15 protein-coding genes and 1 tRNA gene are annotated in these 18,197 nt (G+C 58.2%); 11 read left to right on the top strand and 5 right to left on the bottom strand.

The window, feature by feature from the left end:
* Positions 1–3: 3 nt before the first annotated feature.
* The 7 genes from trbL (at position 4) to B2344_RS04585 (ending at position 7,106) form a co-directional block, all read left to right on the top strand.
* Positions 4–1,329 (top strand): P-type conjugative transfer protein TrbL, encoded by a 1,326-nt coding sequence (gene trbL, locus B2344_RS04555; RefSeq protein ID WP_290484746.1) that lies wholly within the window; start codon positions 4–6, stop codon positions 1,327–1,329.
* A gap of 1 nt (position 1,330) precedes the next feature.
* Positions 1,331–2,017, top strand: coding sequence for a conjugal transfer protein TrbF (gene trbF, locus B2344_RS04560; RefSeq protein ID WP_290484747.1), 687 nt, complete (start codon positions 1,331–1,333; stop codon positions 2,015–2,017).
* Between the two features lie 13 nt (positions 2,018–2,030).
* Positions 2,031–3,059 (top strand): P-type conjugative transfer protein TrbG, encoded by a 1,029-nt coding sequence (trbG, locus tag B2344_RS04565; protein WP_290484748.1) that lies wholly within the window; start codon positions 2,031–2,033, stop codon positions 3,057–3,059.
* Positions 3,056–4,312 carry a TrbI/VirB10 family protein gene (locus B2344_RS04570; protein ID WP_290484749.1) on the top strand — a complete coding sequence of 419 codons (1,257 nt, stop codon included), beginning with the start codon at positions 3,056–3,058 and terminating at the stop codon, positions 4,310–4,312. The genes trbG and B2344_RS04570 overlap by 4 nt, the downstream gene beginning before the upstream one ends.
* Positions 4,309–4,539, top strand: a complete 231-nt coding sequence (locus B2344_RS04575; protein WP_290484750.1) for a DUF2274 domain-containing protein — start codon at positions 4,309–4,311, stop codon at positions 4,537–4,539. Before B2344_RS04570 ends, B2344_RS04575 begins: the two co-directional genes overlap by 4 nt.
* 209 nt (positions 4,540–4,748) lie before the next feature.
* Positions 4,749–5,855 carry a tyrosine-type recombinase/integrase gene (locus tag B2344_RS04580; protein ID WP_290484751.1) on the top strand — a complete coding sequence of 369 codons (1,107 nt, stop codon included), beginning with the start codon at positions 4,749–4,751 and terminating at the stop codon, positions 5,853–5,855.
* A gap of 129 nt (positions 5,856–5,984) precedes the next feature.
* Positions 5,985–7,106 (top strand): Fic family protein, encoded by a 1,122-nt coding sequence (locus B2344_RS04585; RefSeq protein WP_290484752.1) that lies wholly within the window; start codon positions 5,985–5,987, stop codon positions 7,104–7,106.
* Between the two features lie 227 nt (positions 7,107–7,333).
* Here B2344_RS04585 and B2344_RS04590 read toward each other — a convergent pair.
* From B2344_RS04590 to B2344_RS04600, 3 genes are all read right to left on the bottom strand, one after another.
* A tRNA-Val gene (locus tag B2344_RS04590) sits at positions 7,334–7,409 on the bottom strand.
* Between the two features lie 89 nt (positions 7,410–7,498).
* Positions 7,499–9,916 (bottom strand): endopeptidase La, encoded by a 2,418-nt coding sequence (lon, locus tag B2344_RS04595; protein ID WP_290478643.1) that lies wholly within the window; start codon positions 9,914–9,916, stop codon positions 7,499–7,501.
* 170 nt (positions 9,917–10,086) lie between these two features.
* Positions 10,087–11,403, bottom strand: a complete 1,317-nt coding sequence (locus tag B2344_RS04600) for an NADH:flavin oxidoreductase/NADH oxidase family protein (protein ID WP_349679776.1) — start codon at positions 11,401–11,403, stop codon at positions 10,087–10,089.
* Between the two features lie 38 nt (positions 11,404–11,441).
* On the opposite strand from B2344_RS04600, the gene parE reads away from it, so the two are divergent.
* Positions 11,442–13,439 (top strand): DNA topoisomerase IV subunit B, encoded by a 1,998-nt coding sequence (gene parE / locus B2344_RS04605; RefSeq protein WP_206992285.1) that lies wholly within the window; start codon positions 11,442–11,444, stop codon positions 13,437–13,439.
* 84 nt (positions 13,440–13,523) lie between these two features.
* The gene (locus B2344_RS04610; protein WP_290484753.1) at positions 13,524–15,125 is read left to right on the top strand and encodes a diguanylate cyclase domain-containing protein; all 1,602 of its coding nucleotides are present in this window, start codon (positions 13,524–13,526) and stop codon (positions 15,123–15,125) included.
* 86 nt (positions 15,126–15,211) lie between these two features.
* On the opposite strand, the gene B2344_RS04615 is transcribed toward B2344_RS04610, so the two are convergent.
* On the bottom strand, positions 15,212–15,826 hold the full coding sequence (locus B2344_RS04615) for a hypothetical protein (RefSeq protein ID WP_290484754.1): 615 nt from the start codon (positions 15,824–15,826) through the stop codon (positions 15,212–15,214).
* A gap of 352 nt (positions 15,827–16,178) precedes the next feature.
* On the opposite strand from B2344_RS04615, the gene B2344_RS04620 reads away from it, so the two are divergent.
* Positions 16,179–16,862: a hypothetical protein gene (locus B2344_RS04620; RefSeq protein ID WP_290484755.1), complete on the top strand. Its 684-nt coding sequence runs from the start codon at positions 16,179–16,181 to the stop codon at positions 16,860–16,862.
* Positions 16,863–16,872: 10 nt separating this feature from the next.
* Here B2344_RS04620 and B2344_RS04625 read toward each other — a convergent pair whose 3' ends face one another.
* Entirely contained in the window at positions 16,873–17,721 is an 849-nt protein-coding gene (locus B2344_RS04625; protein ID WP_290484756.1) for a hypothetical protein, read from the bottom strand.
* A gap of 108 nt (positions 17,722–17,829) precedes the next feature.
* Between B2344_RS04625 and B2344_RS04630 the strand changes: the two genes are divergently transcribed.
* Positions 17,830–18,197: nitrilase-related carbon-nitrogen hydrolase (locus B2344_RS04630; protein WP_290484757.1), on the top strand; the 368-nt coding region annotated here is incomplete at its 3' end.

The raw sequence follows: 18,197 nt of genomic DNA on the forward strand, positions 1-18,197 counted from the left end.
GCCATGGAAGACCTGAGCGTCATCGACCAGTTTGTTGCGACCTTCTCCGCTTACATCGATAGCGGGTTCGGTCTCCTGCAGCCGGATGTCGCTTTCCTGACAAGCGCCCTCATCGCAATTGACATCACGCTCGCCGGACTTTTCTGGGCCATGGGCCCCGATACCGACATTGTCGGCAGGTTCCTGAAGAAGGTCCTCTATGTCGGCGCCTTCGCGCTGATCCTCGGCAATTTCGCGCTCCTGTCGGACGTCGTGTTCATGAGCTTTGCGCAGCTCGGCCTCAATGCCACCGGCGGCACGATCACCGCTGACGATATCATGAAACCCGGTTTCGTGGCCGCAACCGGATTTGATGCGGCCCTGCCCCTGCTCGACGAAATCGAGAAGCTCACGGGCCCGATCGCCTTCTTCCAGAACATCGTCATCATCGCTGTCCTGTTCCTCGCCTGGATCATCACGCTCCTTGCGTTCTTCTTCCTCGCCATCCAGCTCTTCGTCACCATCATCGAATTCAAGCTGACGACACTGGCCGGGTTCGTGCTGATACCCTTTGCGCTCTGGAACAAGACGTCGTTCCTCGCCGAGAAAGTCCTCGGCAATGTCATCGCGTCGGGCATCAAGCTCATGGTGCTGGCGATCATTGTCGGCATTGGTTCGACAATCTTCTCCTCCATCACATCGACCTTCCAGCCAGACGAGGTGACCCTGGAACAGGCTGCCTCCGTCATCCTCGGATCCCTCTCGCTTCTGGCCCTCGGCCTGTTCGGACCCGGCATCGCCACAGGCCTTGTCTCCGGGGCACCGCAGCTCGGCGCAGGCGCGGCGATCGGCTCAGCCGCTGGCGTTGCCGCCGGAACCGTCGCGGGTGGCAGCCTCGCCAAATCGGCCGTGGGGGCAGCCGCCGGTGGCGCGCGCAGTGCGGTCGGCGCCGCCGCCTCGATGACGGGCGGGGCGCGCACGGCCTACCAGATGAATGCGGCAGCCTCCGGCAAGACTGGTGTCGGCGCGGCCATGGCCGGCATGAGCGGGGTTGCCGGCGCCGGGGCACGGGCCGCGGCGTCCGGTGCGCGCGGCTTTGCAAGCCGCGTCTTCGGGTCTCCTGAAACAAGTCACCAGGCAGGCGCGCGTGCCGCTTTCGCGGCAACCGGCGGAACAGGCGCGCCAAACGCCAGTCCTGCCAATGGGCAGAACTCATCCCCGGACTGGGCCCGGCGCATAAGACGCGACCAGTCCACCCGGGATGCCGGGATGATGGCGGCTTCTGCCGTCCGCGACGGCGACCGTCCCGGCGGCGGCACGTCGATACAACTGAAGAATGACGAGGACTGACATGAAGCTCTGGAAGCGAACATCCACCCGCTATGGCGAGACACCGGAACCTGTGACGCCCTACCAGCGCGCCGCACAGGCCTGGGACGACCGGATCGGGTCTGCCCGCGTACAGGCGGCAAACTGGCGGCTGGCCGCACTAGGCAGCCTTGGCCTCTCGTTCGTGCTCGCGGGTGGGCTCGTCTGGCGTTCGACCCAATCCTTCGTCACGCCCTATGTAGTCGAGCTGACCGGCGAAGGCGCCGTGCGCGCCGTCGGCCCGGCCGACGGACGCTACGAGCCGACTGATGCGCAGATCGCCTTCCATCTCGCCGAGTTCGTCAAGAATACGCGGTCCATCTCGATTGATCCGGTTATTGTCCGGCAGAACTGGCTGAAGGCCTATGCCTATGCGACCGACCGGGCAGCCGCGACGCTCAACGACTATGCCCGCGACAATGACCCGTTTGCGGATCTCGGACGCAGATCGGTGTCCGTCGATGTGACGAGCGTCGTGCGCGCCTCTGATGACAGCTTCACGGTGCGCTGGCGCGAGACGGCCTATCGCAACGGCACAGAGACCGGCCAGTCAAACCATACCGGCGTGTTCTCGATCGTCATCGATCCACCCCGCACCGAAGAGGCCCTCCGGGCCAATCCCCTCGGCCTCTACGTCCACGGCCTCAACTGGTCGAAAGACCATCAATAGGAGCATATCCCCCATGAAACGCTTTGCCCTGATCCTCCTCGCCTCGTCCGCCCTCGCGGCCTGCGAGTCTTTCCCCGCAGCCGTCGGTCCAGACATTACACTCGATGAACCGGACTATGTCGAAGATCTCTATCTCGCCCCTGACGCCGAAGAGATCCATCTTACAGACGCGGACCTGTCTTCGACGCCGGTCGTCTACCGCACCTATACGCCGACAATTGTGTCGGGGACCGTGCCCGACCAGCTGAAGCCGATGCCCACGAAGACGGAGACGCAATCCCTCAAACCCTATCAGGCGATCGAGACCGCAAACGGCAAGGCTGCTGTCGAACCCTCGCTCGACAATTACATGAACGCGATCCAAGTCTATCCCTATACAGTGGGCGCGCTCTACCAAGTCTATTGCGCACCCGAGCAGGTGACCGACATCGTCCTCCAGCCGGGCGAGGAACTCGTTTCGGTCTCGGCTGGCGACACGGTGCGATGGGTGCTCGGGGATACGATCTCCGGCACCGGTGACGGCGCGCAGGCCCATATCCTGATCAAGCCGACACAGGCGGGCCTCAAAACGAACCTCATCATCACGACGAGCCTTCGTGCCTACCATCTTGAACTGCGCGCGTTCGAAGAGACCTATATGGCGGCTGTCTCATGGCGCTATGCAGACCAGCAATTGGTGACGCGGGTGGCGAGGTCTGGCGCGGCAGGTGCGTCGGCATCGCCGTCGTCTGCAGGGTTGCAGCTCGAACGGCTAAAGTTCCGGTACGATTTGGATGGGGATTTCCCACACTGGCGGCCGGATCGCGTCTTTGACGATGGCCGCAAGGTCTATATCCAGTTCCCGGCCCGGCTCGACCAGGGCGAAGCCCCGGCCCTGTTCGTCATCGGCCGGGACGGCAAGGCCCAGCTCGTCAACTATCGCATGTCAGGCGACTATTATGTCGTCGACCGCCTGTTCGCCCGCGCAGAGCTGCGCCTCGGGGAAAAGCGCCAGGATGTCGTGAAGATTGCGCGCAATGATCTTGGCGGCGCGCGGCCATGACTGAAGCTGCTTCCCCTCCACCCAAGCCGCTTGAAATCCGCGGCCGCCCGAGACCCGTCAAACGGTTTTCCAAGCGGGCGCTCATGATCCTGTTTGGGACTGGCAGTGCGATTGTACTCGGCTCGCTGGCCTTTGCCTTGCAGGGTCCGAAGGAAGACGCTGGTGGCCCCGCGCGTGAGCTTTACAACACCGGGCACAATCCGGAGGCGGATGGCCTGTCAGAGCTTCCGAAATCCTATGGCGAGCTACCGCGGGAGGACATTCTCGGACCGCCGCTTCCAGGCGATCTCGGCACACCCATCTTAAAGGCGCAGCGCGAAGGGCGCATGGGATTGTCGGAGGAAGATGCGCCTGAGGCGGATCCGATGCGGGAACACCTGGCGGCGCTGGAGGCGGAGTTACGAGAACGTGAAGCAGCCCTCTCTGATGCGGCACGTGGGAGCGGGGTGTTTTTCCAGGTTGGTGCGAGTGCCGGGTCGAACAATGGCATCGGCAGTGTTGCGCCCGCGGCGCCTGCTTCGTTGAGCTTCCCGGACTTGTCGGCATTTGCGCCGTCCGACGGCAGCGCGTTCGGGTCATCTTTAAGTGAAGACCCGAACCGTCAGGTTCGAAAGCTCGACTTTCTTGGCGCCGATCCTGATCCATCGATCTACAATCCACACCGGCTGGAGACGCCGGTCTCTCCGTACCAGCTGATGGCGGGGACGATTATTCCGGCAACCCTGCTGACGGGCGTGAACTCCGATCTTCCCGGACAGGTCATCGCGCAGGTGACGAGCCCGGTCTATGACACGGTCACGGGAGAGATCGTGCTCGTGCCGCAGGGCGCGAGGCTCATCGGTCGCTATGACAGTGTCATCGCGTTCGGCCAGTCGCGCGCGCTGCTCGTCTGGAGCCGGATCATGATGCCGGACGGCACCTCGATCCGGATCGACAATCTAGCTGGCGTCGATGCCCGCGGCTATGCGGGGCTGGCAGACAAGGTCGACTATCATTCCTGGAAATTGCTCCAGGGTGTCGCGCTCTCCACCCTGCTCGGCGTCGGATCCGAACTCGCAAGCGATGACGAAGGCGACATTGCCCGGGCGCTTCGCCGTTCGGCACAGACCGGCGCTAATGAAGCCGGTCAGGAAATCGTGCGCCGCAATCTCGAAGTCCAGCCCTCGATCACCATCCGGCCCGGTTGGCGGCTCGGTGTGCTGGTCAACAAGGACATTGTTCTGAAACCTTATGAAGGAGGCATACAACCATGAGTGAAGTCAGTTTGAAGATCGGGCCACTACCGGACCGGACGCCGCAGAAACTGTCGATCAGTCTCGAGCCATCTCTGGCTGCGGACCTCGAAGCGTATTCTCGGATCCATGCAGCAACCTACGGAGCTGAGTCATCGGTGGCTATGCTGGTTCCTCTGATGCTTGAAGCTTTCCTTTCGAGCGATCCTGGCTTTCGTAAGGCCATGAAGACTCAAACGTACCAGTGATGTCGAGCAATGGCCCGAACGCAGATACCCCCACATCTAAAAACCTGTGAAATCAAGCGCCGCCTCAAAACGCTGATCGCTGCAGCGAAAGATACAGGATTTGACGTATGCGGCGTTCGGCTCATGCCTGACGGCGAGATTACGCTTCTGGACAAGGCCTCTCTCAGGCTCGAAACTGATTCGGAGGCGAAATGGCTAGGGAGCTGACCATGTCCATCAAGGGACTGCATGTAATTGCGAAGAAGCTCGCGACGGGTCAGACCCGCTACTATTATTACGCGTTTCGCGGTGGCCCAAAGTTCTGGACGAGTGAAGGATCCAGGTTGGATGAGCCTGGCAAGCGACTGCCCCCAGAATTCATCCAGGCCTATTCAGAGGTGATGGAGGATGAAAGAGCGCCAGTCGCAGATTCGTTCGCCATGGCGGTTATGCTCTATCGGAAGAAGTCTCCCGCATTCAGAAAGATGAAGACAAAAGGGCAAACGGCCAGGATCAAGTACCTCGACAAGTGGTTGGAAATGCCCCTGAAGGCGGGCCAGCCAGCTGCGAACGCACCGCTTTCGGTTTTCGATAGCAGACGCATTATCAAGTTTATCACGTCCCACCGTGATCGTGTCTGGGGTCACTCTCCGAGCTCAGCTGATGAGGCCGTCCTGGCTCTGTCGGCCTTCCTGACCTGGTGCAAAAAGGACGGGCGACTGGACTGGAACCGAGCGCATGGAATCGAGCCGCTTTACGAACGGCCGACGGAAGCGCGTATTTGGTCTCTGGAAGAGCAGGCAAAGTTTCTCAAGACCGCGTCGGCGCATCTGGCCTGGGCGTTCAAGCTGGCTCTTCACACCGGACTTCGCCGTGAAGATCTGACCCGCTTGCCCCTTTCGGCGATCACGAAGCAGCATCTGATCATTCCTACGGGCAAGAGCCGTGGCCGCAACACTGCCCTTATCCCCATCACGCCTCCGCTTCGGTCGTTGCTTGATGAAATCGATGCGGCGCGCGCCAAACTCGCGACGGCACCCCTCACGATTCTTTTCTCCAGCAAGGGCAAGCCTTGGACTGCAGAAGGGTTCGGCACGAGCTTTGATCGCCATCGCAGCCGTATAGGACTTGGCCCTGAAAACCACGGTCCAACCATCCACGACATGCGCAAGACATGCGCGACGAATATGGTCATCCTTCAGCACCTTTACCCGACTCTGATATCAGATCAGGTTCTGACCGATTTGTTCGGCTGGACGCCCGGCACACTTGCGAAAATGAAGCGGATTTACGTGTCAGATGCAGCTGTCATTGAAGCGATGACGACTTCGCTCTAGGAGCCAGGTCTCGTAGAGTATCCCGCCTGCATAGGTAAGAAATCGCTTGGTGTTGATTTACACCAATTTGGTGATTTTCTTTACACGTTAGCTGGACATGTAAAGAAAATTGCGTTTCTTTGACATATCATGTCGAAATTACCAGATTCCTCGTACAAATTGCCAGACCTTCCGCCACCGGTCGAGATAGAGACGGTACCGGTGCTGAAGGCACTTGCGCGCGCCAACAGGGCACTGGCGGAATTGAAGGGCGCAGCCAAAGCCATCCCCAACCAGGGTATCTTGATCGACACGCTGGCCTTGCAGGAGGCCAAGGCAAGTTCTGAAATTGAAAACATCGTCACCACTCAAGACGAACTGTTCCAGGCAGACTTGTTCCCCGAAGGACCTGGCTCAGCAGCCGCAAAAGAGGTGGCGCTCTATCGTGATGCCCTGAGACTTGGATTTGACCAGCTACGCAAGACACAGGGATTGATTACCAACCGCATCATCATCGACATGTTTCGTTTGTTGAAGGGGCGAGACGATGGCTTCAGAACGCAGGCCGGAACAGAGCTGAAGAATGATCGCACAGGCGAAACCGTCTATGTGCCACCACAGGGCCCGCGTGAGATTGAAACCCTTATGGCTGGGCTCGAAGTCTTCATCAATGATGATGACGCCTGCGATCTGGACCCGCTCATCAAAATGGCGATCATTCACCATCAATTTGAGAGCATCCACCCGTTCCCGGACGGCAATGGCCGCATCGGGCGCATCCTTAATGTACTTTATCTGACGCGCACGGGCCTGCTCGACATTCCCATTCTCTATCTCAGCCGTCACATCACAGGTACGAAAAGCGACTATTATCGATTGCTGCAGGCCGTGCGAGATGACGGCGCCTGGGAAGATTGGGTACTCTACATTCTGGAAGCGGTGGCAGAGACATCTCAGACGACCCTGCAGCTGATCGAAGGCTTGCGCGCCCAGATGGCGGACTACAAGAAACGGATGCGAGCAGAGCTCGGCAAGATCTACAGTCAGGACTTGTTGAACAACATCTTCCGCCACCCTTACACGCGCATCGATTATGTGATGCACGACCTGCATGTCAGCCGACCGACCGCCACCAAGTATCTCGACCAACTGGCCGAAGCGGGTTTCGTGACCAAGCATCAGGCCGGCCGGAACAATTACTATATCAACGAACCGCTTCTCGCACTGTTCATGCGTGTGTCTGACGGTGGTGGACGGCAAGAAGGGAAGTAATCGAGCAGCGGCTAAGCCGGGACCGCTTCACTGATAAAGTCCTCACCGATCTGTTCGACTGGACACCTAAGACATGCAAAAAAATCAAGCTCGCACACACGTTTGCCGCGACCGTTCTGGGCGGATGAGCGCCACATTTTAAGGACGGAACAAGAACAGAACCTGTAAACTATGCTGTAAACTGTTCTCTGATGTTCTTTTTTCCACAGGCTAGTGCCTTGTTTTTATGGTGGGCGGTAACGGGTTCGAACCGCTGACCCTCTCGGTGTAAACGAGATGCTCTACCAACTGAGCTAACCGCCCCAATCCCGCTCAAATGCACGGGGTTGAGAGAAAAAGCAAGACGGCCGTTCAGTGTTTGAACGGCCGCCTGTCATAAGTCTCAATTCAGCCTAGTGAGGACGGGCCGGATCGGTCGCCTGATTACCCGGCTGACCGGACAATGAGGCCTGCAATGCGGCTTCATCTGCTTCTGACCACTCTATCGGCGACAAGGGCCGCGTCAGCGCGATGGCCAGCACTTCATTGATGTCCGAAACGGGTACAATCTTCAGGCCGGTCTTCACATTCTCCGGAATGTCCTCGAGATCCTTCTCGTTCTCTTCCGGGATCAGCACCGTCTTGATGCCGCCGCGCAGAGCTGCGAGCAGTTTCTCTTTCAGGCCACCAATCGGCAGGACGCGTCCCCGCAGGCTGATCTCGCCCGTCATGGCCACTTCCCGGTCAACCGGGTTGCCGGTCAGCAGCGAGACAATCGCCGTTGTCATGGCAACACCCGCGGACGGGCCATCCTTTGGCGTCGCGCCATCGGGCACGTGCACGTGGATATCGGTCGTGTTGAATACGGTCGGCTTGATGCCGAGCATGACAGACCGGGATCGGACCAGCGAGCTGGCCGCCTGGATCGACTCTTTCATGACGTCGCGGAGGTTGCCCGTGACCTTCATGTTGCCGCGTCCCGGCATCTTGACCGCCTCGATGGTGAGCAGGTCACCGCCGGTCTCGGTCCAGGCAAGGCCTGTCACCGCACCAAGCTGGTCGGTCTCGTCGGCGAGACCGTAGCGGAATTTCCGCACGCCTGCGAATTCGGGAAGGTTCTCCGACGTCACCGTCAGGGTTTCGCCCTCCTTGTCAGACAGGATGCGGACCGTCTTGCGGGCCAGCCGTGCAATTTCGCGCTTCAGGCTCCGCACACCGGCTTCGCGGGTGTAGTACCGAACAAGGTCGCGAATGGCCTCATCTGCCACAATCCACTCCCCTTCCTTCAGGCCGTGATCTTCACGGACCTGCGGGATGAGGTGACGTTTGGTGATCTCCACCTTCTCGTCCTCGGTATAGCCTGCGATGCGGATGATCTCCATCCGGTCGAGAAGCGGCTGCGGCATGTTGAGCGAGTTCGCCGTCGTCACGAACATCACGTCAGAAAGATCGTAATCGACTTCCAGATAGTGATCGTTGAACGTCGAGTTCTGCTCAGGGTCCAGCACTTCCAGCAAGGCAGATGCCGGATCGCCGCGATGGTCCATGCCCATCTTGTCGATCTCATCCAGCAGGAAGAGCGGATTGCCCGTCTTGGTCTTCTTCAGCGACTGGATCACCCGGCCCGGCATGGAGCCGATATAGGTCCGGCGGTGGCCACGAATTTCGCTTTCGTCCCGCACGCCGCCCAGCGACACGCGCACAAAGTCGCGTCCCGTGGCTTCAGCGATGGAGCGGCCAAGCGAAGTCTTGCCGACGCCCGGAGGGCCCACCAGGCAGAGGATCGGTCCTTTCATCTTGCCGGTGCGTTTCTGCACGGCGAGATATTCCAGGATCCGCTCTTTCACCTTGTCGAGACCATAATGGTCGTCATCAAGTTGCTTCTCGGCCTTGGCGAGATTGGTCTCGATTTCCTTGCGCGTGCCCCAAGGCAGGGCCAGCAGCCAGTCGAGATAATTCCGCACGACAGTCGATTCCGCAGACATTGGCGACATCTGACGCAGCTTCTTGATCTCGGCTTCGGCCTTCAGGCGCGCCTCTTCAGACAGCGGGGCATCCGCAATCTTCTGCTCAAGGTCGGCCAGCTCGTCGCGCTCAGCGCCATCGCCGCCCTGCTCGCCCAACTCGCGCTGAATCGCTTTCATCTGCTCGTTCAGATAATATTCGCGCTGGGTCTTCTCCATCTGCCGCTTGACGCGGTTCTTGATCTTCCGCTCCATCTGCAACATGCCCATTTCGCCTTCCATGAGGGCGAAGACCTTCTCGAGGCGATCTTTCGCATCGGGAAGTTCGAGCAATTCCTGCTTTTCGGAGAGTTTGACAGACAGGTTCGACGCCACCGCATCGGCCAGACGACCAGGCTCGGTCAGCGCAGCAATCGTGGTGACGGATTCCGGCGGGATCTTGCGGTTCAGCTTGACGTAATTTTCAAACTGCTCCTGCACGGCACGCATGAGTGCCTGCACGTCATCATCGGTGCCTTGGGCCTCGTCATAGGCTTCGACTTCAGCTTCAAAATATTCGCCGCGGTCGTGCAGCTGGTTCAGACGCGCACGCGTCTTGCCTTCGACCAGCACTTTCACCGTACCGTCAGGCAGCTTGAGCAGCTGCAAAATGGTGGCAATCGTGCCGACCTCGTGGACATCATCTGAGCCCGGGTCGTCTATGGCCGCGTCGCGCTGGGCGACCAGCATGATTTCATTGTCGGCCTCTTCGATCATTTCGAGGGCCCGTACAGACTTGTCCCGCCCAACAAACAGGGGCGCGACCATGTCTGGAAACACAACGATGTCCCGAAGCGGCAACACCGGAAGGTTCTTTATACCTGGCATCTACAATGCCTCCTTCTTCAAATTGAGCCCCGACTGGGCGGCAGCTCAGGAAACCCTACCTGCCGATGATGGCAGGAGTCGGGCGTTTCACCAGATGTGGAGGGCGATGCAGGCCGGTTCAAGCCACCGGATGCTCAGGAAATTCCCTCTTCTGTGGAAACCGTCTCCTATCAGGGCATTGCGGCTTTTCTGGCCTTTTCGGTGCGGCTTTCATTTTTCTGATTGGCCAGGAAGGCAGAAAGCACGCCCAATCCCGTATCCGGGGCCTCGCCGGCGCCAAGCCTGCGCAACTGTTCATAATACCAGCCGATAACGCCAAAACCGTTCAGCGCCTTCACCAGTTTGATGGGAGAATTCGGCCCCAGCCATCCCGGCCCGAGGCGCAATGTTTTCTCCCATTGCGCGGCGGCAGCGACCTCTCCGGACAAGAGCTGTTTCGGCGTGTCCGGCTCGACACAGAGCGGCCGGCCAAGACCGATCAGGTCGGCCTCCCCTTCCGCAAGCGCCGAATTCATGGCCTCGGTCGTGCGAAATCCGCCTGTCACCATGAGTGGCAACTGGCTGCGCGCCTGCACTGCTTTGGCATATTTCAGGAAGTAGGCCTCCCGTTCGCGCGTGGATTCACGGACATTCTGCTCAAAAACCGGCTCCAGGCCTTCGCTGTCCATCATGCGGGGCTGTTCATAATTACCCCCGGATATCTCGACAAAGTCGACGCCAAGCTCGTTCAGAATGTCGATCACGCCGAGACAATCTTCAAAACTGAACCCGCCTTTCTGAAAGTCTGCGGAATTGAGCTTTACCGAAACCGAAAACCCCGGCCCTGCCGCAATGCGCGATTCCCTGACGCATTCGGCGAGGAGGCGCGCGCGGTTTTCCAGCGGCCCGCCATAGTCATCCTGGCGCTGGTTCGCCAGCGGCGACAGGAACGAAGAAAGTAAATAGCCATGCGCGCCATGAACCTGAACACCGTCAAAGCCCGCCTGCTTTGCAACGCTGGCGGCCCGGCCGAAGCCTTCGATCACGGCTTTGATCTCGTCCAAAGTCATCGCGCGGGGCTGACCGAATTGGCCGCCCGGCAAGCCCAGCGCGACCGGACTTGGCGCAGCGGGGCTCGGATTGATCAGTTTTGGCGTTTGGCGTCCGGCATGGCTGACCTGCATGATCATTGCGGCGCCATGAGATTTGCCAACGTCGGCCCAGCGCGAGAACATATCCATCTCTTCATTTGACGGCTTGCCGTCTATGACCACATTTCCCGCACGCTCGAGATGATTGCGGTCAATCTGGACATTTCCTGTGATCATCCCGCCTATGCCGCCTTCCGCCCAGCGGCGATACAATGTCAGATGGCTTTCAGTTACCCGGTTGCGAGGATCAGCGAGTCCCTCTGTCATTGCCGCCTTCACAAGCCGATTGGGGAATGTAAGCCCGCTCTCCAGGGTTAACGCCGTATTAATCGAGGCTGTCATCTTATGTTCTCCCATATCGACACTGAGTCGCCCGCCCTTATCGGAGACATCATATGGCAGCCGCCAAGCAAGCAAAGCTGTTTGACCAAATGAGTACAGAAAGTACCGGCTATTCCGCCAAGGATATCGAGGTCCTCGAAGGCCTTGAACCTGTCCGCAAACGCCCCGGCATGTATATTGGCGGCACGGATGAGCGCGCCTATCATCACCTCTTTGCCGAGGTGCTGGACAACTCCATGGATGAAGCGGTGGCCGGGCATGCCAGCCGGATCGAGATCAAGCTCGACGCCGATGGCTTCCTGGCGGTGAGCGACAATGGCCGCGGCATTCCGGTTGATCCACACCCGAAATTCCCGAAAAAGTCCGCGCTGGAAGTCATCATGACCACACTGCATGCGGGCGGCAAGTTCTCCGACAAGGCCTATGAGACCGCCGGCGGCCTGCACGGCGTCGGCATTTCGGTCGTCAATGCGCTGTCGGAACTGGTCGAAGTTGAAGTCGCACGCGACAAGATCCTGTACCGGCAGACCTTCTCGCGCGGCATTCCGCAGGACAAGTTGAAAAAAGTCGGCACGGCGCCAAATCGCCGGGGGACCGTGGTGAAGTTCAAGCCGGACTTCCAGATCTTCGGCGAAAAGATGCGTTTCCGCCCGGCCCGCCTGTTTCAGATGGCGCGATCAAAAGCCTATCTCTATCGAGGCGTTGAAGTACGCTGGAGCTGTGATCCTTCCCTGCTGCCAGAAGATTCCAAGGTTCCTGCCGAAGCCACGCTCTCCTATCCGAACGGATTGGCAGACCAGCTGGATGAAGTCTTCAAGGACAAGGCGACCATCACCGATGCAGCCTTTACCGGTCTCGTTGATCAAGGCGGCGAAGGCAAGGTCGAGTGGGCCATTGCCTGGACGCGCGCCGGCTTTGGCGAGGCGGACGGATTTTCACGCTCCTATTGCAACACTATTCCGACCCCGGATGGTGGTACGCACGAAGCGGGCTTCCGCTCAGCCATCACAAAAGGGCTACGCAATTTCGGGGAACTGACCGGAAACAAGAAAGCCTCCGAAATCACCGCCGAAGATATCATGGGCCATTCCGGCTTGCTCTTGTCTGTTTTCATCAAGGGTCCGGAATTTGTCGGTCAGACCAAGGACAAGCTGTCGACGACGGCCGCGTTCCGCCTGGTGGAAAACTCCGTGCGCGACCGGTTTGACCATTGGCTGGCCGGTAGCCCGAAAGAAGCCGACAAATTGCTCGGCTGGGCGGTTGAGCGCGCGGAAGAACGCCAGCGCCGCCGCAAGGCCAAGGATATCAGCCGCAAATCGGCCACCAAGAAGCTTCGCCTGCCGGGCAAGCTGGCCGATTGCTCCAACAAGGGGCCGGACGGCACCGAACTGTTCCTCGTCGAGGGGGATTCGGCTGGCGGCTCCGCCAAGCAGGCCCGCGACCGCAAGACCCAGGCCATCCTGCCCCTGCGCGGCAAGATCCTGAATGTCGAAAGCGCCTCGCTCGACAAGATGATGAACAATCAGGAGATCAATGATCTCTCACTGGCGCTCGGCACGGCGCTGGGCAAGAAGTTCGACATGGACGATCTGCGGTATGACCGCATCATCATCATGACGGATGCCGATGTAGATGGCGCCCACATTGCCAGCTTGCTGATCACTTTCTTCTATCGGATGACACCGGGCCTTATCGAAAGCGGACGCCTGTTCCTGGCCCTGCCCCCGCTCTACAAGCTCTCCAACAAGGGTACGATCGTCTACGCGATGGACGATGCCGACCGGGCCGAGAAAATGAAAGAGCACTTCAAACCGAACCAGAAAGTCGACATGACCCGCTTCAAGGGTCTCGGCGAGATGAACCCGTCTCAGCTGAAGGAAACCACAATGAACCCGGCGACGCGGACGCTTGCGCGGGTCACTCTGGAGGCGATTGACGATGTCGAGGTTCCAGCCGAGGAGCTGATAAACACGTTGATGGGCAAGAAAGCCGAATTGCGTTTCCGGTTCATTCAGGAAAACGCTGCTTTCGTTGAAGAGCTTGATATCTAGGTAAACAAGATTTGAAACGCCGGTAAGAAATTTCCTTTATTCGGAAAGACGATTCTAACCCTGTTTGGGTATGGTTCGCCCATCATGTTATTCGGACGCACCCTATTCAAACACGACAAGAAGCGCCATTCCGGGCGCGAAATTCTTGAGTCGCACCTGAATCGGTACATCCTCGCGCTGAGCATTGTTCTGGCGCTGATCCTTGCCAGCCACATCGTTTCCCTGACTGCCCTCCGCCAAGGTGCGCATGATGCGACCGCGATCAATATGAGCGGCAGCCAGCGCATGTTGCTGCAGCAAATGTCGCATGCCGCCCATGATTACGCCGAAGACGGATCGCCGGAGCTGCGGGAGAATTTGCGCGCCAGCATCAAATTGTTCGAGACGTCTCACTATGAACTTATCCGCTTTGGCGAAGATGATGCCGCACTTCAGGCGATCTATTCCGAAGGCGACAACTCCATTCATACCAAGGTTCTTGAGCTCATCAACAATGTGAACTGGGTTCTGGTCGACCGCCGGAATACGTCCGCGGCGCTTGAGGCAATTGAATATGAGGCTTCCGGCCCCCTCGCCAATCGGCTCGGAGAGGCGGCGGACGCTTTCGAAGCGCAGGCCAACAAGCGCGCCGAATGGCTGGGTACGATCCAGACCTATACGGTCCTGGCCCTCGTCCTGACGATTGTCGCGGAAGTGTTCCTGGTCTTCTGGCCGGCCCACAAGATCATGATCCGGGCCTTCAAGAAGCTGGACCAGCAACATAGCGAAGCCCAGGCAACGCTGAAGCGCCTGTCCAATTTCTCCGCCGTGGCCTCAGACCTGTTCTGGGAAACCGATCTCCAGGGCAAGCTGATCTATGCCGAGGGCACCTTCCTCCAGAAACTTCAGGGCGGCCGCAATTCCCTGGTCGGGTGCAACTATCTCGACATTATCCAGTTCGATGAAGAAAACTCCGAGATCATGACCAATGCGGTCCAGTCGGCCGCGAGTTACGCCCGTGTGCGCGGGATTTTCACGGACGTTGATGGCCAGACCTATCACATGGATATGGCCGGCGCGCCGTGCTTTGACGACAAGGGTCGGATCACCGGCTATATCGGCACCTCCAACGACATTACCGCACAGGTCGAGAAGCAAGAGGAGGTCCGTAAATTGGCCTATTCGGACCCCCTGACTCATCTCGCGAACAAGCGCGCCCTCGAAGAGCGGCTGCCGACCATGCTCGCAGAAGCCTCAAACACCGCGCCGCTCTTTATCCTGGCGCTGGACCTGGATGGCTTCAAGGCGGTCAACGACACATATGGTCATGGCGCGGGCGACGAAGTGCTCAAAGTCGTGGCGGCCCGGATGAAAGCCATTGTTCGCGACAGCGACCTGACCGTGCGCACAGGTGGGGACGAGTTCTTCATCGTCTGCAGCACATCGCCATCGCGCCTTGCCGTTGAGGGCCTGGCCCTGCGGCTCAAGCGCAAGCTGAGCGAGCCTTATGGCCTGTCGACCGGCCACCGCGTCCGCATCAGCACGTCCATCGGCATTGCCGCTGCGCCGTATGACTGTATGGGCGAAGGCCCGCTGCTGCACGCCGCCGACATGGCGCTGTACGAAGCCAAGCGCTGTGGCCGCAACCAGTTCCGCTTCTATGAAGATCTCGGGCCTTTCGTGGTCGACGAACAGGCCATGGCCTAGGGCCCCTTCCCTCCATTTCCTCCAGAACCTTTGGCCGGAGACGCGCCCCACGCGCTCCGGCATTTTTTTGTGTTGTGAGGCAGGCGTCAGCCAGAGCTTTCCCACGAGTCCAGCCCGGCCCTGATCTGCGCGGGCAGCAGCGTCGCAATCGCGCCAAGCTCTGGCGACAGGCGGAAGGCGGAGGTCGCCGCGCCGACCGCCGGGCGCGGCTCGCCATGCTTCTGCAGGCGTTTGAGACTGCGCGCGAGGCGCAGGGCATGGCCGTCCGGGTCTGCGATGACGCGTCGGAGCGCCGCGATCCGGGCCATCAGCTTGTGCGGGGATGCGGGTCCGGAAAGGGTTCGGAGAATGTCCGGAAAATCGCCCTCAATCACCTGGCGTGCGGGCAGCAATTTCAAACGTCTTGAATAAAGGCGCGGAAAGATGGCGAGTTCGACGCCGTCGGGCAGGTCTGGTTCCGGCTTCGGCTCAGCGGGCGCGGCGCGCGGGGCCGCCGGGGCGAGTGTCAGATTGAGCGCGAGGACCAGGATCAGACGGCGGACAATGGTTTCCAGCATTTTGAGCCGTCCGGAAATCCGCCCCGCCACGCTGCGCCCGATCACTTTCGGCCCGAGATGGAGGTTCGCCAACGCGGAGGCATCCAGCACCGCCCGCCCGGCATGTTCCAGCCCCCGTTTCAGAATGTCCGTTTGCGCGTCCATGCGGGGAGTATGGGTTTGGCGGGTATCAGACGGATAGGGATCACCCAGGATGTACTTCAGGCGTGGCAACTAAGTCCGTCGTAAAAGAAGATACGTACAAGTAGTTGCCGCAAAGTTTTATAGCATGCTCAGGGCGTGAGTTAAGAGCGGGGACTTATAAAACAATCGTATGATAGTTTATAAGGCTACTGTAGTAGCGTTGTTGATTCTACGCCTTAGAGGGGGAGTGAATGTGATTGTACAGATTTCCAAGCATATCGACACACTTCCCTCACATGTCCGTCCGTACGCAGTTTGGTTCATAAGAGCAATCGCGGTAGGCATAACTCTGACGATATGGTCGACTTACGCTTTGTTTGATTATGTTGGACGGTATGGCGCGCGAGCACCATTTGAAGGCGTGGCTTTTTCCACCTTCATCTCTTTGGTTCTTGGGTTTTTTATCGGCGTGTTTGGTTTTGTCGTCTTTGAAGGAACCCGAACGATAGTAGAAGACTTGCTAAAAGGATCTCTGAAGCATCGTTCTGACGGACGTTTTTCCATAGTTAAGGATATTCTGATCCTGCTTTTTTGGCCCGCTATGAGCTTCTCAGCTTTGACGATCGTTGAATTCTTCTCTTGGCTGACGAACTCAGAGGATATCAATTGGGCTAGGAATATTCTACTATCTGCGGCATTCGTCGTACCGTTTTCTATTGCTTACTTTTTCCCGAAGCCCCATTCTAAATGGCCTCCACGTTTTTACTTAGCGATGTATCTCATTGGCGCGTTTTACGCACTGCACATCTCGACAGGCAATGGTTATGCAGAATTCTTGCGAGGGATCAGATATGGCGGTGGAGTACCAGTATCGGTCGTTACGGCCGATGGAACTACACAAAACGACGTAGGGTTATTTCTGAGAACCACAAGTAGCATCACAGTATACGATAGAAAATCTGACACCTTTTCCGAGTACCCCCTAAACGCACTAGTCAAGATAACTTATCTGCCGAGTAGAAATACCCCTCCGATACTGCCTTCACGTATCGGGTGAAAATCGAAACTCATTCATCGCTTCCATACCAACTCGAGTCGTCAATAGCGTAGCTCCGAATATCTAAATCTGTCGGCACACTCGTAGGCGCGTATAAGTGCATTTCAAAAGGAAATTCGTGGTCGATTTCCGCGCCGTCATCTGCGCTTCCATAGTGCAATGTCACGAACAAACTTCCCTTGATGTGTAAATCAATATTGGATGAATCGATGCGTCCAATCTCAAAATCATGGATTGGAATGAGGGGGTCGAGCTCATATCCAGCGCCTGCTACTAGATCGATCTCCGCAATGGTGGTTCGGACAAATTCCGACATCATTGCTTCGTATACCTGAGTCCAAAGTGCGGATGCCACTGCATCACGGCAATGATCCATCGCATCCATAAGAGCGACCATTGCAGAGAGTACACCTGTTCCAAACTCAACAACCTCTTCTTGAGATTGGTTCAATCGTTGTGGCTGAATGTGCACCAATCTGTTCAGATCATTCATCGCGTTCGCCACTTCCGAATGCAATTCGGCTAAATCTATATCGAAGGTACTAATGTATTCATCCGCGAGTCCCCCCTGGACCGCATATGTCGACCTTTGCCTTCTTGTTACTCTATCCGTATTGGGATCTTGTACGAACCAAGCACAGTTCCGAACATCATCATCAGGCGCATAGTAATGCAGGATCTGAGTAAACAGCTCCCGCGCCGCTACCGCGAAATTCGAGGCTCGCAATGGATGCTGCTGATCTAGAATTGATCTCATCGCCCCATCAAGCAGAACCCGCATGAAGTGGGTAGGCAGCTTTTCGGATAACGCAGCTTGAAGCTCTTCCATCGTTTCTCTTCCAATATCAACTCTCAACATAGCAGCTATGGTGATTTGGCAAGTTGCGTAAGCCCGGCCCAAGTCTTCGTTGGAGAACAATGGAAGGAAGCAATTGCGTATCCTGACGCTTCCGCCTAAATGCTCCTTATGAGCAAAAAGCTGAGAATCTTGGTCGCGCAGTTGAACCCGGTGGTGGGGGATATTCGGGGGAATCTGGAGCTGGCGCGGGGCGCGCTGGCCGAGGGCAAGGCCAAGGGCGCTGACCTCGTTGTCCTGTCGGAACTCTTCATCCTGGGATATCCGGCTGAGGATTTGGTGCTGAAGCCCGCCGCGGTGGAAGATTCCATGAAGGCGGTGAACACGCTGGCCGCCGAGACCGCCGATGCGCCGGACATGATCATCGGGGCGCCGTGGATGGAAGATGGCAAGCGCCACAATTCAGCCGTCTGGCTGTCGGGCGGGGCGATCAAGGGCCGCTATGACAAGCGCGAACTGCCCAATTATGGCGTGTTCGA

The sequence above is a fragment of the Hyphomonas sp. UBA3195 genome (genome assembly GCF_002366485.1).
GTDB lineage: Bacteria > Pseudomonadota > Alphaproteobacteria > Caulobacterales > Hyphomonadaceae > Hyphomonas.